The organism is Streptomyces sp. KL2 (assembly GCF_046529545.1).
GTDB classification, from domain to species: Bacteria; Actinomycetota; Actinomycetes; order Streptomycetales; family Streptomycetaceae; genus Streptomyces; species Streptomyces radiopugnans.
In genome coordinates this window covers 1,467,501-1,482,475 of sequence record NZ_CP127170.1, presented here as the reverse complement: position 1 = coordinate 1,482,475, position 14,975 = coordinate 1,467,501, and the positions used below count along the sequence as shown (strand labels likewise).

Genomic DNA, 14,975 nt, shown 5'->3' with positions numbered 1-14,975 from the left:
GCGCTCCGAGGGGCGTCCGCGCAACCTCCCGACCACGGCGAACGCCGGTTCGAGACGGCTCGCGGACACGTCCGGAGCCGGCCGGCCCCGGAGGCGGAACACCCCGGGGCAAGGGGGTCAGCGCGGGGGCAGCCAGCCCACCTGGACCAGCGGGGCCCCGCGCTTGCGGGAGACGAAGTGGCCCCGGCCGGGCGGCATCGGCCGGCCGCGGACGTTGCCGAGGAGATCGCCCTCGCCCGGATCGGCGGAGAGGACCACGCCCTGCGCCCCGAGCTCCTTCATGCGCTGCATGAACGGCTCGTAGGAGGCCCGGGAGGCCCCGGCGGAACTGCGGGCGATGATGAAGCAGACGCCGATGTCCCGGGCGAAGGGGAGGTGCTCGGCGAGCATCGCCAGCGGGTTGCCGCTGGAGGTGGAGACCAGCTCGTAGTCATCGATGATCATGAACATCTTCGGGCCGTGCCACCAGCTGCGGTCGCGGAGTTGCTGCGGGGTGACGTCCTCCGGCGGGGTGCGCTTCTCCATCAGGTCCTTCATCGCGGCCATGTGCGTGTCCATGGCGTTGGACATGGCCGCGTACACGATGAGGTGGGAGTCGGGGATGTCGCCCAGCAGCGAGCGCCGGTAGTCGGCGACGACGATGCGCGCCTCGTCGGGCGTGTAGCGCTCGCAGATCTGCTTGGCCAGCAGGCGCAGCAGCGCCGTCTTGCCCGACTCGCTCTCGCCGAAGACCAGGAAGAACGGATCGGTCTCGAAGTCGACGAAGACCGGCTGCAGGGTGTTCTCGTCGATGCCGAAGGCGACGCCGTACCCCGGGTGGTCGCCGCCCCGCGGCAGCCGGTCGGCGGGCAGCTCGCGCGGCAGCAGCCGCACCGGCGGGGCCGCGGGGCCCTGCCAGGCGCCGGCCACCGCCCGGGTCAGCGCCGCGGTGGCGTCGGAGAGCTCGTCGTCGGAGGCGACGCCGTCGATGCGCGGCACCGCGGTCATGAAGTGCAGCTTCTCCGGCGTCTGGCCGCGTCCGGGGACGCCGGTGGGCACGTTCGCGGCGACCCTGCGGTCGAACTCCGAGTCCATGGTGTCGCCCAGCCGCAGCTCCAGCCGGTTCAGCAACTGGTCCTTCAGGGCCGGACGCACCTCCATGTAGCGGGAGGCCGCCACCACGACGTGGATGCCGTAGCCCAGACCGCGGGCGGCGATGTCGGTGACGACGGCCTCCAGCATCTCGTACTCCTGCTTGAAGGCGCCCCAGCCGTCGACGACCAGGAACACGTCGCCCCACGGCTGGTCGGTGATCTCCCCGCGGGCCCGGCGGCGCCGGAAGGTGGCGATGGAGTCGACGCCGCCGGCCCGGAAGTACTCCTCGCGCTGGTTGAGCACGCCGGCGACCTCGGCCACGGTCCGCCGCACCCGCTCCGGGTCCAGCCGGGAGGCGATGCCGCCCACGTGCGGCAGGTCCTTCACGGCCGTCAGGCCGCCGCCGCCGAAGTCCAGCCCGTAGAACTGCACCTCCTGCGGGGTGTGGGTGAGGGCGAAGGAGGCGATCAGGGTGCGCAGCAGGGTGGACTTGCCCGACTGCGGGCCGCCGACGACCAGCATGTGGCCCGCTGCGCCGGAGAAGTCGCGCAGCAGCGTCTCGCGCCGCTGCTCGAACGGCTTGTCCACCAGGCCCAGGGGCACCGTCAGCCGGCCCGCGTGCGGATAGTCCGGCTGGGTCAGGCCGCGGCCGGGCACCGCCACCAGACCGGGCAGCAGCTCGTCCAGCGGCGAAGCCTGGTCCAGCGGCGGCAGCCACACCTGGTGGGCGGCCGGGCCCTGGTTCTCCAGCCGGCGCACGATGACGTCCAGAACGGTGTCGGCCAGCGCGTCGTCGTCGGCCGGGGCGGCGGGCACGGGGGCCTGGGCGGGCTCGGCGCGCCGGGGGGCCGGCACCGGCACCGGCCTGGCGGTGAAGAGCACCGGCCGGCGCTCGGCCGGCAGCGGCCCGCCGGCGGCCCCGGCTCCGGCGGAGGTGCCGGAGCGGTAGGTGCCCGAGACGTAGGCGGCCTTGAAGCGGACCATCTCGTCGGTGCCGAACTTCAGATAGCCCGAGCCGGGCACCGACGGCAGGTGGTACGCGTCCGGCACGCCCAGCGCCGCGCGGGACTCGGCCGCCGAGAAGGTGCGCAGACCGATCCGGTAGGACAGGTACGTCTCCAGCCCGCGCAGCCGGCCCTCCTCCAGACGCTGCGAGGCCAGCAGCAGGTGCACGCCCAGCGAACGGCCGATGCGGCCGATCTGGATGAACATGTCGATGAAGTCCGGCTTGGCCGTCAGCAGTTCGCTGAACTCGTCGATGACCAGCACCAGAGAGGGCAGCGGGATCAGCGGGGCGCCCGCGGCCCGGGCCCGCTCGTAGTCGTGGATGTTGGCGTAGTTGCCGGCGTCGCGCAGCAGCTCCTGGCGGCGGTTGAGCTCGCCGCGGATGGAGTCGCCCATGCGGTCGACCAGCGAGAGGTCGTCGGCCAGGTTGGTGATGACGGCCGCCACGTGCGGCATCTGCGACATCCCGGCGAAGGTCGCGCCGCCCTTGAAGTCCGCCAGCACGAAGTTCAGCGTCTCCGAGGAGTGCGTGACCGCCAGGCCCAGGACCAGGGTGCGCAGCAGCTCCGACTTGCCCGAGCCGGTCGCGCCGACGCACAGGCCGTGCGGGCCCATGCCGTCCTGCGCGGCCTCCTTCAGGTCCAGCATGACCGGCTGGCCGGCCTCGCCCACGCCGATGGGCACGCGCAGCCGCTCGGCCGTGGACCGCGGCCGCCAGGTGCGCCGTACGTCGACCGAGGCGGCGTCGCCCAGACTCAGCAGGTCGGTGAACTCCAGGTTCGCCAGCAGCGGTTCGTCGTCGTCGCCGCCCGTGCCCACGCGCAGCGGGGCGAGCTGGCGGGCCAGCGCCTCGGCGGCCTCCGGGGAGAGGGAGTCGGGCCGCCCCTGGTACACCGCGCCGTGCGCCGACTCCAGCCGCAGCTCGCCGGGGCGTACGACCACCGACAGGCCGCCGCGCGGACTGCCGATGTCACCGGGCACGACCTCGATGACGGTGACCCCCTGCAGCCCCTCGGCGGAGGCCAGCATCGAGTCCGGCGGCACCACGGAGCCGCCGTCCAGCACGACCACCACGTGGGGCTGGTCCAGCAGCGGCGGCCCGGAGGAGTTGAAGCGGGGGCGACCCTCCAGCTTCGCGCCCAGCAGATGCTCCAGGCCCGCCGGGTCGCCGGTGATCAGCCGCCCGCTGCCCGCGCCGTCGGCGACGCCGGGCACCTGGACGTGCGGCAGCCACTTGGCCCACTCCCAGCGCTCGGCGCCGTCCCGCCCGGTCACCACGCCGACCACCAGGTCCTCGGGGGAGTGCAGGGTGACCAGGGAGGCGACCATGGCGCGGACGGCGCCGTGCACCGACTCCGGGTCGCCGCTCACCGTCAGGTGGTAGAAGGCGCGCAGGGACACGGCCATCGGCAGGTCCGCGACGGTGCCCTGCGTCTGCAGGAACTGGTGCATCGCACCGGCCGTCAGCGGCTCCAGCTCGTCCACCGGAGCCGTCTCCGGGGCCACCAGCGGGGTGGCGAGCCGCTGTTCGCCCAGGCCGACGCGCACGTGCACGAAGTCGTCGTCGCTCGCGCGCCGTTCCCACACCCGGCTGGGGGCCTCCCCGGCGAAGCGCGGGGAGGACTCGGCGACCAGGGCCCACAGCTGGTCCGGCGAGGGGTGCAGGTAGTACTGCGCGTCCCGCTGCATCCGCGCCGTCCTGCGGACCTTGCGCCTGGTCTGCGCCAGGTACTTGAGGTAGTCGCGGCGCATCTGGGCCATCTCGCCCTGGGTGCCCCGGCGGAACCGCACGATGGTGGCGATGAGCATGGCCACGGTGGACGCGATCATGATCACGCCCATGATGCGCATGAAGGGGTGCGCGTTCGGCATGAAGAAGAAGACCACCGAACCGCCCATGCCCAGCATCGGCAGGAGCTGGAACAACACGCCCTCCTGCTGCCCGCGCGGGAGTTCGGGCGGCGGTTCGAGCCTCAGATCCTCGCCGGGCACGCTGGGCGGCAGCACCCGCGGCGGACGCTTGACGACGATCTGGCTCACGGAAGCATCAATCCCTCGGGCAGAGCGGGACGGTGGTGTGCCTGCCGACGCCCCCGTGGCGACGGACCCCGTCCGCGCGGGGCGATACTACTGGCAGCCGCCGGTACCGGGGGGCGGTAGGGTGGCGCGCGACATATGCGCAGCGTGAGCGGCCGGCCGAGGGCGAAAAGCCGCGGTGGGGCGCGGAGTTCCCGGGGAGGGGCCGTGCGCATCGTGTGGAGCCAGTGAGCCAGCGAGCAGCCCACGAGGGGGATCTCAAGGTGAGTACGACTGCACCGGCAGCCGCCACCGGCTTCTGCCGGGTCACCATCGTCGCGCCCGACAGCCGCATCGACGTGGCCCTCCCCGAGGACGTCCCGGTCGCCGACCTGTACCCCGAGATCCTCCGCCTCAGCGGCCAGACCTCCGCCGAGGGCGCTCCGGTCGGCTACCACCTGGTGCGCCGCGACGGCGGCGTGCTCGACAGCGCCCGCTCCCTGACCGCCCAGCAGGTCCTGGACGGCGAGGTCCTCAGCCTCCGCCCGTTCGCCGAGTCGCTGCCGCCGGCCGTCTTCGACGACGTCTCCGACGCGGTCGCCTCCGCGGTCTCGAAGGACCGCAGGATGTGGAGCGACGACCTGATGCGCGGAGCCGGGCTGGTCGGCGGCGTGGTGCTGCTGTCGCTCATGGCCTTCGTGCTGTGGTTCGCCGACCCGGTCCGCCACGACATGCACAGCCTGCCGGGCATCCTCGCCGCGATCACCGGAGTGCTGCTGATCGCCTTCGCGGCGGTACGGGCCCGGGTGTACGACGACCGCCCCTGCGCGACGGCGCTCGGACTCGCCTCCCTGCCGCACGTGATGATCGCCGGGTCCGGGCTGCTGCCCCTGGCGGACGGCGGCGGCATCGGCAGACTGCAGTTCCTGCTCGGATGCGTCGCCGTCCTCGTGGCCTCCGTCGCCCTCATCGCCGCCACGCCCGGCGGGGACGGCCCGTTCGTGGCCGCCGCCTTCGCCTCCGCCATCGGCACCCTGGCCACCTTCACCGCCATCCTCGCCGAGCTGAGCCCGGTGCAGACCGCGGCCGTGTGCGCCCCCGTGGCGATCGGCGCCATCGCCTTCCTGCCCGGCCTGTCAGCCCGTTTCGCCCGGCTTCCCATCGGCTACAACGCGCCGCGCACCGGCGCCATGCGCTACGACGAGGACCCCGACGCCGCCCCCGACACCGCGGGGCCCGTCGACGCGGACCGCATCGCGGCCCAGGCCCGCCGCGGCCACGAGACGCTGCTCGGCCTCGTCGGCGGCTGCTCGGCCGTCGTCGTCGCCTCGGCGGCCGTCCTGGGCTTCTCCGAGTCGGGCTGGGGGCAGCTCCTCGCCCTGGCCGCGGGGCTGGCGGCGCTGATGCGCGCCCGCCTGTTCCGCTACACCGCCCAGGTCGCCTGCGCCCTCGCCGCGGGGCTGGGCGCCCTCGCCCTCCTCGCCCTCGGTCTGGCCCTCAACCCGCCCGCCGACCCGGTGCGCGAGCTGCTGGCCGGCGACAGCGGCCCGCTGGACCTGCGCACCGTCTGGCTGTCGGCCGCCCTGGCCGGCGCGGCGGCCCTGGCCACGGCCATCGGCCTGATCGTGCCGCGGCGCGGCGTCACCCCGTTCTGGGGCCGGTTCCTCGACTTCGCGGAGGGCTTCGTCCTGCTGTCGCTGGTCCCGCTGTGCCTGGCGGTGCTGGACGCCTACTCCGCCGCACGGAGCATGACCGGCTGAGGCGGGCGCCCGGGCCGTCCCGGGCGCCCGGGCCGTCCCGGCAGCCCGGCAGTCCGGCGGCGACCTGCGGTGAGCGGGCCGTCGCGCGACTGGTAGGGTTGTCGGCGGCCGTTTGTGTACGCGTCTTCCGGTGATCACCTGGAGGCAGCGCCCAGCGGACCCCGCCTCCCGAGTCATGGAAGATCCCCTGCGCGGAAGACCAGGGGCACTCGGTGGCCTCGACGAAGAATCCAAGGAGTATCGCGTGTCGCTCGACGCCGCTACGAAGAAGCAGATCATGGCCGAGTTCGCCACCAAGGAGGGCGACACCGGCTCCCCCGAGGTCCAGGTGGCGATGCTCACCCGCCGCATCTCGGACCTCACCGAGCACCTGAAGACCCACAAGCACGACCACCACTCCCGCCGGGGCCTGCTGCTCCTGGTCGGCCAGCGCCGCCGCCTGCTGCAGTACCTGGCGAAGAAGGACATCCAGCGCTTCCGCGCGCTGGTCGAGCGCCTGGGCATCCGCCGCGGTGCGGCCGGCGCCCGGTAGTACGCCGTGAAAGGGAGCGGTTCCCACGACGGGGACCGCTCCCTTCGCCGTACTCGCGGCGCCTCACAGGCACTCACGGAGACCGGAAGCTTTGTAGTCTGGTCCCACAACGACATATGAGAACGAGGCGGAGCGCCTTCACGCCGCCGGTCCTCGGTAGTGGCCCCCGGGCGAAAAGGTCCCGGGAGCTTCGATCGAAGACCGGCCCGTACGGGAAGACGCTCCACCGCCACCGTCCGCGCCACACGGGCACGGACGCAGACGAGGAGAATTCCCTGGTGGAGAACGAGACCCACTACGCCGAGGCCGTCATCGACAACGGTTCCTTCGGCACCCGTACCATCCGTTTCGAGACGGGCCGCCTGGCCCGCCAGGCCGCCGGCTCGGCCGTGGCCTACCTGGACGACGACACCATGGTGCTGTCGGCCACCACCGCCTCGAAGCACCCCAAGGAGCAGCTGGACTTCTTCCCCCTGACGGTCGACGTCGAGGAGCGGATGTACGCCGCGGGCAAGATCCCCGGCTCCTTCTTCCGCCGCGAGGGCCGCCCCAGCGAGGACGCGATCCTCACCTGCCGTCTGATCGACCGCCCGCTGCGCCCGTCCTTCAAGAAGGGCCTGCGCAACGAGATCCAGATCGTCGAGACGGTCCTCGCGCTCAACCCCGACCACCTCTACGACGTGGTCGCCATCAACGCCGCCTCCTGCTCCACCCAGCTGGCCGGCCTGCCCTTCTCGGGCCCGATCGGCGGCACCCGCGTCGCCCTGATCCGCGGCCAGTGGGTGGCCTTCCCCACCCACAGCGAGCTGGAGGAGGCCGTCTTCGACATGGTCGTCGCCGGCCGTGTCCTGCCCGACGGCGACGTGGCGATCATGATGGTCGAGGCCGAGGCCACCGAGAGGACCGTCGAGCTGGTCAAGGGCGGTGCCGAGGCGCCGACCGAGGAGGTCGTCGCCGCCGGCCTGGAGGCCGCCAAGCCCTTCATCAAGACCCTGTGCAAGGCCCAGTCGGACCTGGCCGCCAAGGCCGCCAAGCCGGTCGGCGAGTTCCCGATCTACCTGGACTACCAGGACGACGTGTACCAGGCGCTGGAGACGGCCGTCCGCGACGAGCTGGCCCAGGCGCTGACCATCGCGGGCAAGCAGGAGCGCGAGGCCGAGCTCGACCGCGTCAAGGCGCTGGCCGCCGAGAAGCTGCTGCCGCAGTTCGAGGGGCGCGAGAAGGAGATCTCCGCGGCGTACCGCTCGCTGACCAAGGCCCTGGTCCGCGAGCGCGTCATCAAGGAGAAGAAGCGCATCGACGGCCGCGGTCTGACCGACATCCGCACCCTGGCCGCCGAGGTCGAGGCGATCCCGCGGGTCCACGGCTCGGCGCTGTTCGAGCGCGGTGAGACCCAGATCCTGGGCGTCACCACCCTCAACATGCTCCGCATGGAGCAGCAGCTCGACACCCTCTCGCCGGTGACGCGCAAGCGCTACATGCACAACTACAACTTCCCGCCGTACTCCACCGGCGAGACCGGCCGCGTCGGCTCCCCCAAGCGCCGCGAGATCGGCCACGGCGCGCTGGCCGAGCGGGCGATCGTCCCGGTCCTGCCCAGCCGCGAGGAGTTCCCGTACGCCATCCGCCAGGTCTCCGAGGCGCTGGGCTCCAACGGCTCGACGTCCATGGGTTCGGTGTGCGCCTCCACCATGTCGCTGCTGAACGCCGGCGTGCCGCTCAAGGCGCCGGTCGCCGGCATCGCCATGGGCCTGATCTCCCAGGAGATCGAGGGCGAGACCCACTACGTCACCCTCACCGACATCCTCGGTGCGGAGGACGCCTTCGGCGACATGGACTTCAAGGTCGCCGGCACCCGCCAGTTCGTCACCGCCCTCCAGCTCGACACCAAGCTGGACGGCATCCCGGCCTCCGTGCTGGCCGCGGCCCTCAAGCAGGCCCGCGACGCCCGCCTGCACATCCTGGACGTGATGAGCGAGGCCATCGACGTTCCGGACGAGATGTCCCCCAACGCGCCGCGGATCATCACCGTGAAGATCCCGGTGGACAAGATCGGCGAGGTCATCGGCCCCAAGGGCAAGATGATCAACCAGATCCAGGAGGACACCGGCGCCGACATCACCATCGAGGACGACGGCACCATCTACATCGGCGCCGCCGACGGCCCGGCCGCCGAGGCCGCCCGCGCCACCATCAATGGCATCGCCAACCCGACGATGCCCGAGGTCGGCGAGCGCTACCTGGGCACGGTGGTGAAGACCACCACCTTCGGAGCCTTCGTCTCCCTGCTCCCGGGCAAGGACGGCCTGCTGCACATCTCGCAGATCCGCAAGCTCGCCGGCGGCAAGCGCGTGGAGAACGTCGAGGACGTGCTGGGGGTCGGCCAGAAGGTCCAGGTCGAGATCGCCGAGATCGACCAGCGAGGCAAGCTGTCGCTGATCCCGGTGCTCGAGGAGGACGAGAAGGAAGGCGCCGAGACCACCGACGCGAAGGACACCGCGGCCAAGTGACTCGCACGCCCCGTACGACGGCCCGCCCCACCGCCCCGGTGGGGCGGGCCGTCGCCCGTCCCCACCACGCCCCCCGCCCGGCCGGCGGCCCCGTGCCCGGTCCCGGCCCGGGGCGCTGGTCCCCGTCCGCGGCCACCGCCGGAAACGGCGCGGGCACCGTCCGCAAGACCGTGCTCCCCGGCGGCCTGCGGGTCGTCACCGAGTCGGTGCCGACCGTCCGCTCCGCCACCTTCGGCATCTGGGCGCGGGTCGGCTCACGCGACGAGACGCCCACGCTCAACGGCGCCACCCACTACCTGGAGCACCTGCTCTTCAAGGGCACCGGGCGGCGCAGCGCCCTGGACATCTCCGCGGAGATCGACGCGGTCGGCGGCGAGATGAACGCCTTCACGGCGAAGGAGTTCACCTGCTACTACGCCCGGGTCCTGGACACCGACCTGCCGCTGGCGGTCGACGTCGTCTGCGACATGCTGACCGGCTCGCTGATCCGCTCCGAGGACGTCGACGCCGAGCGCAACGTCGTCCTGGAGGAGATCGCCATGACCGAGGACGACCCCGGGGACTGCGTCCACGACCTGTTCGCCAGGACCATGCTCGGCGACACACCGCTGGGCCGCCCGGTCCTGGGCACCACCGACACCATCAACGCCCTCACCCGCGACCAGATCGCCCGTTTCTACCGCCGGCACTACGACCCCACCCACCTGGTCGTCGCCGCCGCCGGCAACCTCGACCACGACACGGTCGTACGCCAGGTGCGCGAGGCATTCGAACGGGCGGGCGCCCTGGGCCGCGCCGACGCCGAGCCCGTCGCCCCCCGGAGCGGCTCGCGCCGCATCCGCACCGCCGGACGCGTGGACCTGCTGGACCGCGCCACCGAGCAGGCCCACGTCATCCTCGGCATGCCCGGGCTGTCCCGCACCGACGAGCGCCGCTGGGCGCTGGGAGTACTCAGCGCCGCCCTGGGCGGCGGCATGAGCTCCCGGCTGTTCCAGGAGGTGCGGGAGAAGCGCGGGCTGGCCTACAGCGTGTACTCCTACACCTCGGGCTTCGCCGACTGCGGCCTGTTCGGCGTGTACGTGGGCTGCCGTCCCAACCTGGTCCACGACGTGCTGAAGATCTGCCGCGACGAACTCGACCACGTCGCCGCGCACGGCCTGGGGGACGAGGAGCTGCGCCGCGCCATCGGGCAGGTCTCCGGCTCCACGGTCATGGGCCTGGAGGACACCGGCGCGCTGATGAACCACATCGGCAAGGGCGAGCTGTGCTGGGGCGAGCAGCTGTCGGTCGACGGGATGCTCGCGAAGATCGCCTCCGTCACCCCCGACGACATCCGCTCGGTGGCCCGGGAGATCCTGGGATGGCGGCCCTCGCTGTCGGTCATCGGGCCGCTGACCGACCGGCAGAGCGCCCGTCTGGAAGAAGCCGTCGCCTGACCGGAGGCCGGCCTGGCCGGCCCCGCCGATCCGGGCCCCGCCGGGCCCGTACCCGTGAAAGGGAACACGCACATGAGCAAGCTCCGCGTAGCAGTCCTGGGCGCCAAGGGCCGCATCGGCTCCGAGGCCGCCCGCTCCGTGGAGGGCGCCGACGACATGGAGCTCGTCGCAGCCCTGGACAAGGACGACTCCCTGGAGGCGCTCACCGAGGCGGGCGCCCAGGTCGCGGTGGACCTGACGCACCCCGACTCGGTGATGGGCAACCTGGAGTTCTGCGTCGGGCACGGCATCCACGGCGTCGTCGGCACCACCGGCTGGACCGACGAGCGCTTCGGGAAGCTGCGCACCTGGCTGGAGGCCTCTCCGGGCACCGGAGTGCTGGTCGCGCCGAACTTCTCCATCGGCGCCGTGCTGACCATGCGCTTCGCCCGGCAGGCCGCCCGTTTCTTCGAGTCCGCCGAGGTGGTCGAGCTGCACCACCCGAACAAGGCCGACGCGCCCTCCGGCACCGCCACCCGCACCGCCCAGCTCATCGCCGCGGCGCGGGCCGAGGCGGGCTGCCCGGCGCAGCCGGACGCCACCACCTCCGCCCTCGACGGCGCCCGCGGCGCGGACGTGGACGGGATCCCGGTGCACGCGGTGCGGCTGCGCGGACTGCTGGCGCACCAGGAGGTGCTCTTCGGCGACACCGGCGAGACCCTCACCATCCGCCACGACTCGCTGCACCACAGCAGCTTCATGCCCGGCATCCTGCTGGGAGTGCGCCGTGTGACCGGCACCCCCGGCCTCACCGTGGGGCTGGAACACTTCATGGACCTGGACTGAGACCCATGGGCGGAAAGATCACCTATGCCTTCCTCGCCGTCTCGCTGGTCGTCGTCTTCGCGGTGGTGGCCCTGGAGGGCGTACTGCTGCTGAGGACGGGCGAGCCGGCCGCGATGGGGATGGGGGCCGTCGCCTTCGCCCTCCCGTGCGTCGGCGCCTGGTTCCTGTGGCACAACACCCGCTTCGCGCGGAACGCGAACCGCCTGGCGCGGGAGCTGGAGGCCGAGGGCGGGCTGCCGCAGGACGGGCCCGCGCGGACGGCGGGCGGGCGCGTGGACAAGGCGTCGGCGGACGAGGTCTTCGCCCGGCGCAAGGAGGAGACCGAGGCCGCCCCGGACGACTGGCGCTGCTGGTTCCGGCTGGCCGTGGCCTACCACGACGCCCGGGACACCCCGCGGGCCCGCAAGGCCATGCAGCGGGCCATCGCGCTGCACGACGGCAGGCCCGTGCGGGAGACCGCCGCCTGAACGGCGCCGGCCGCCCCCGGGCCCGCCGGACCGGCGCGGGCTAGGGGCGGCGGTTCTCCGCGGCCCAGCCCTCCACCACGTCCGCCGCCTGGTCGAAGGAGTCGGGGCGGGAGAGGAAGTCGGCGCTGTGGTCGGTCAGCACGGGCCTCAGCGCTTCGCCGTGCCGCGGTTCGACGAGCAGGGCCTGCCCCTGCACGGTCCTCGGCATGCCCAGCCACCTCACCGGCTGCTGCACGGTCCGTACGGCCGAGACGTCCCGCCAGGACAGCGTCGTGGTCGAGACCAGGCCCACCTGGCGTATCCCGCGCGCGCTGACCCACACCCCCACACGCAGCAGCCGCAGCGCGTAGGCGATCACCAGCGCCGCGACGAGCAGGAACACGGCGGCCTCCGCGGCGCTGCCCGCCATGGCGATGATCAGGGTGGACATCAGCATGTAGGCGGCGAGCAGCAGTGCCAGCGCCGCTGCGGCGACCCGCCAGGGGCCCGGCCGGTACGGTCGTCGCCATCTCTCCCGCTCCTCGTACGGCAGCGGTGCGTCGGAGGCGGTGGCGTCCAGTTCGCCGTCGGCCGTCAGGAAGTGCAGTGGCACGGGATCCTCGCTCACGGACACAGTGGGTGGGGGCCTGTGAGCGAGGAGATTATCAGCGGCTCTCGGCGGCGGTCGGCTGGTCCGGCCTGCCGTCCTGCGGCTGCGGGGTCTCCAGGGCCGGCATCCCCAGGAGCAGGGACCCCACGAGCCCGGCGACCACGACCACCCCCAGCAGCACGCGACCGGCCAAGTCCGTCCTCGACGGGCGGCGGCGCGGGGGAGTGACGTTACTGCGGAAGTGCCCGGACTCGGCGACGAAGGCGAAGGGCACGGACTCTTCGCGGCGGACCATCTGCTGCTGCTCCTCGAAAGGTGATCTGTACTGCCACGGGGAGAACGTCCGGACGTTCGAGCAAGTGCCCGTTTTCTGCTGCTTGCGCGAGAATATCAGCGACCGTCTCCGCCGCCGTGCCGGCGGGGGCGAGCCGGGGGGCGAGGTCGCCCCGCGACCGTCACCGCCATAGGCTGTGCGCCGCCCCGACTTCCCGCGCGGCACGACCGAAAGGATCCCCGGTGTCCGACGCCCCCGACATCCGCTTCCGCAGTGACATGACCGTCGAGCTGGTCAAACACTCGGCCGCAGACACCGACGTGCTGTGGGCGGCGCGGGTCTCCACCGCGGGTGAGCAGTCCCTGGACGAGCTGGAGAAGGACCCGCAGCGCTCCAGGGGGCTGATCAACTTCCTGATGCGCGACCGGCACGGCAGTCCGTTCGAGCACAACTCGATGACCTTCTTCATCAGCGCCCCGCTGTTCGTCTTCCGCGAGTTCCACCGCCACCGGGTCGGCTGGAGCTACAACGAGGAGAGCGGCAGGTACCGCGAGCTGGAGCCCGTCTTCTACGTGCCGGACACCTCCCGCAAGCTGGTGCAGGAGGGGCGTCCGGGCAAGTACCGGTTCGTCGAGGGCAGCGAGGAGCAGCACCGGCTGGCCGTGGAGACCATGGAGTTCTCCTACCGCCGCTCCTACGAGGCGTACCAGGAGATGCTGGGCGCCGGCATCGCCCGCGAGGTCGCCCGCGCGACCCTTCCGGTCGGCCTCTACTCCTCGATGTACGCCACCTGCAACGCCAGGTCGCTGATGCACTTCCTGGGGCTGCGCACCCAGCACGAACTGGCGAGGGTGCCCTCCTTCCCGCAGCGGGAGATCGAGATGGTCGCCGAGCGGATGGAGGCGCACTGGGCCGGCCTCATGCCCCTGACGCACGAGGCGTTCAACGCCAACGGGCGGGTCGCCCCATAGCGCACGGAGCCACCGTGATCCATGTCCGGATTGCGGCCTTTGGAGAGGTTCGTCTACGCTTTTCCCACGGACCCGGCACTGTCTGAACCCCCGAGCGGACAGTGCCGGGCTCCTCAACCGGCTCCCGAGAGCACACCGGACCTCAGGCTGCGAGTAGCGTGGGACCCATGGCTCCGACCTCCACACCGCAGACGCCCTTCGGGCGGGTCCTGACCGCGATGGTCACGCCGTTCACCGCGGACGGCGTTCTCGACCTCGACGGCGCGCAGCAGCTCGCCGCCCACCTGGTGGACGCCGGCAACGACGGCATCGTCGTCAACGGCACCACCGGTGAGTCCCCGACCACCAGCGATGCGGAGAAAACCCAGCTCGTGCGGGCCGTGGTCGAGGCGGTCGGCGACCGCGCCCACGTCGTCGCCGGAGCCGGCACCAACGACACCCGGCACAGCCTGGAGCTGGCCCGCGCGGCCGAGCGGGCCGGCGCCCACGGCCTGCTGGCCGTCACGCCGTACTACAGCAAGCCCCCGCAGGAGGGCCTGTACCGGCACTTCACCGCCATCGCCGACGCCACCGGCCTGCCGGTCATGCTCTACGACATCCCCGGCCGCAGCGGCGTCCCCATCAACACCGAGACCATCGTCCGGTTGGCCGAACACCCCAGGATCGTGGCCAACAAGGACGCCAAGGGCGATCTGGGGCGCGCGAGCTGGGCCATCGCCACCAGCGGACTCGCCTGGTACAGCGGCGACGACATGCTCAACCTCCCGCTGCTGTCCGTCGGCGCGGTCGGCTTCGTCTCGGTCGTCGGCCACGTGGTCGCCCCCGAACTGCGCGCGCTGCTGGACGCCCACCTCAGCGGTGACGTCACCAAGGCGACGGAGATCCACCAGAAGCTGCTGCCGGTCTTCACCGGTATGTTCCGCACCCAGGGCGTGATCACCACCAAGGCCGCTCTCGCGCTCCAGGGGCTGCCGGCAGGCCCCCTGCGCATGCCGCTCGTCGAGCTGACCCCGGAGGAGACCGAGCAGCTCAAGCGCGATCTCGCCGCCGGCGGGGTACAGCTCTGAAACAGACTTCACAACTGGATACGGACCAACAACTGCAAGTGCACGACGATCGCGCGCCACGTGCCCGCCAGGGTGCGTGGCGCGCGTGGTGAGGAGAGACTTTTGAGCCACCCGCATCCCGAACTCGGCCCCCCGCCGCCACTGCCCGAGGGCGGCCTGCGCGTCACCCCGCTGGGCGGTCTCGGCGAGATCGGCCGCAACATGACCGTCTTCGAGTACGGCGGCCGGTTGCTCATCGTCGACTGCGGCGTCCTCTTCCCCGAGGAGGAGCAGCCCGGAGTCGACCTGATCCTTCCGGACTTCAGCTCCGTGCGGGACCGGCTGGAGGACATCGACGGCATCGTCCTGACCCACGGCCACGAGGACCACATCGGCGGTGTCCCGTACCTGCTGAGGGAGAAGCCGGACATCCCGCTGATCGGCTCCAAGCTGACCCTGGCCCTGATCGA

Annotated in this window: 12 protein-coding genes (1 of these 12 only partly in view); 9 read left to right on the top strand and 3 right to left on the bottom strand. The window is 72.3% G+C overall.

The features are described from left to right. Nucleotides 1-117 precede the first annotated feature (117 nt). Nucleotides 118-4,119 (bottom strand): type VII secretion protein EccCa, encoded by a 4,002-nt coding sequence (gene eccCa, locus QPK52_RS06605; RefSeq protein ID WP_410536074.1) that lies wholly within the window; start codon nucleotides 4,117-4,119, stop codon nucleotides 118-120. A 260-nt stretch (nucleotides 4,120-4,379) separates the two neighbouring features. Here eccCa and eccD point away from each other — a divergent pair, with 260 nt between their 5' ends. From eccD to QPK52_RS06575, 6 genes are all read left to right on the top strand, one after another. Beyond that, nucleotides 4,380-5,855 (top strand): type VII secretion integral membrane protein EccD, encoded by a 1,476-nt coding sequence (gene eccD / locus QPK52_RS06600; RefSeq protein ID WP_410536072.1) that lies wholly within the window; start codon nucleotides 4,380-4,382, stop codon nucleotides 5,853-5,855. Between the two features lie 244 nt (nucleotides 5,856-6,099). Next, nucleotides 6,100-6,387, top strand: a complete 288-nt coding sequence (rpsO, locus tag QPK52_RS06595; protein ID WP_093662273.1) for a 30S ribosomal protein S15 — start codon at nucleotides 6,100-6,102, stop codon at nucleotides 6,385-6,387. 278 nt (nucleotides 6,388-6,665) lie between these two features. Continuing rightward, nucleotides 6,666-8,897, top strand: coding sequence for a polyribonucleotide nucleotidyltransferase (locus QPK52_RS06590; RefSeq protein WP_410536070.1), 2,232 nt, complete (start codon nucleotides 6,666-6,668; stop codon nucleotides 8,895-8,897). A gap of 92 nt (nucleotides 8,898-8,989) precedes the next feature. Further along, entirely contained in the window at nucleotides 8,990-10,333 is a 1,344-nt protein-coding gene (locus tag QPK52_RS06585; RefSeq protein WP_410540238.1) for a M16 family metallopeptidase, read from the top strand. Between the two features lie 72 nt (nucleotides 10,334-10,405). After that, nucleotides 10,406-11,158, top strand: coding sequence for a 4-hydroxy-tetrahydrodipicolinate reductase (gene dapB, locus QPK52_RS06580; RefSeq protein WP_093662277.1), 753 nt, complete (start codon nucleotides 10,406-10,408; stop codon nucleotides 11,156-11,158). Between the two features lie 5 nt (nucleotides 11,159-11,163). Next, on the top strand, nucleotides 11,164-11,625 hold the full coding sequence (locus tag QPK52_RS06575) for a hypothetical protein (RefSeq protein WP_410536069.1): 462 nt from the start codon (nucleotides 11,164-11,166) through the stop codon (nucleotides 11,623-11,625). Nucleotides 11,626-11,665: 40 nt separating this feature from the next. On the opposite strand, the gene QPK52_RS06570 is transcribed toward QPK52_RS06575, so the two are convergent. Continuing rightward, complete coding sequence (locus QPK52_RS06570) at nucleotides 11,666-12,217, bottom strand: hypothetical protein (RefSeq protein WP_410540237.1); 552 nt, start codon at nucleotides 12,215-12,217, stop codon at nucleotides 11,666-11,668. Nucleotides 12,218-12,269: 52 nt separating this feature from the next. Further along, nucleotides 12,270-12,509, bottom strand: a complete 240-nt coding sequence (locus QPK52_RS06565; RefSeq protein WP_410536068.1) for a hypothetical protein — start codon at nucleotides 12,507-12,509, stop codon at nucleotides 12,270-12,272. A 257-nt stretch (nucleotides 12,510-12,766) separates the two neighbouring features. On the opposite strand from QPK52_RS06565, the gene thyX reads away from it, so the two are divergent. From thyX to QPK52_RS06550, 3 genes are all read left to right on the top strand, one after another. Next, the gene (thyX, locus tag QPK52_RS06560) at nucleotides 12,767-13,459 is read left to right on the top strand and encodes an FAD-dependent thymidylate synthase (protein WP_410540236.1); all 693 of its coding nucleotides are present in this window, start codon (nucleotides 12,767-12,769) and stop codon (nucleotides 13,457-13,459) included. A gap of 167 nt (nucleotides 13,460-13,626) precedes the next feature. Then, entirely contained in the window at nucleotides 13,627-14,526 is a 900-nt protein-coding gene (gene dapA / locus QPK52_RS06555) for a 4-hydroxy-tetrahydrodipicolinate synthase (RefSeq protein ID WP_410536067.1), read from the top strand. 102 nt (nucleotides 14,527-14,628) lie between these two features. Beyond that, a protein-coding gene (locus QPK52_RS06550; RefSeq protein WP_410536066.1) for a ribonuclease J crosses the window boundary here: on the top strand, nucleotides 14,629-14,975 show its beginning. The gene runs 1,339 nt beyond the window's last position; only the first 347 of its 1,686 coding nucleotides appear in the window; the start codon lies at nucleotides 14,629-14,631; its stop codon lies beyond the right edge, outside the window.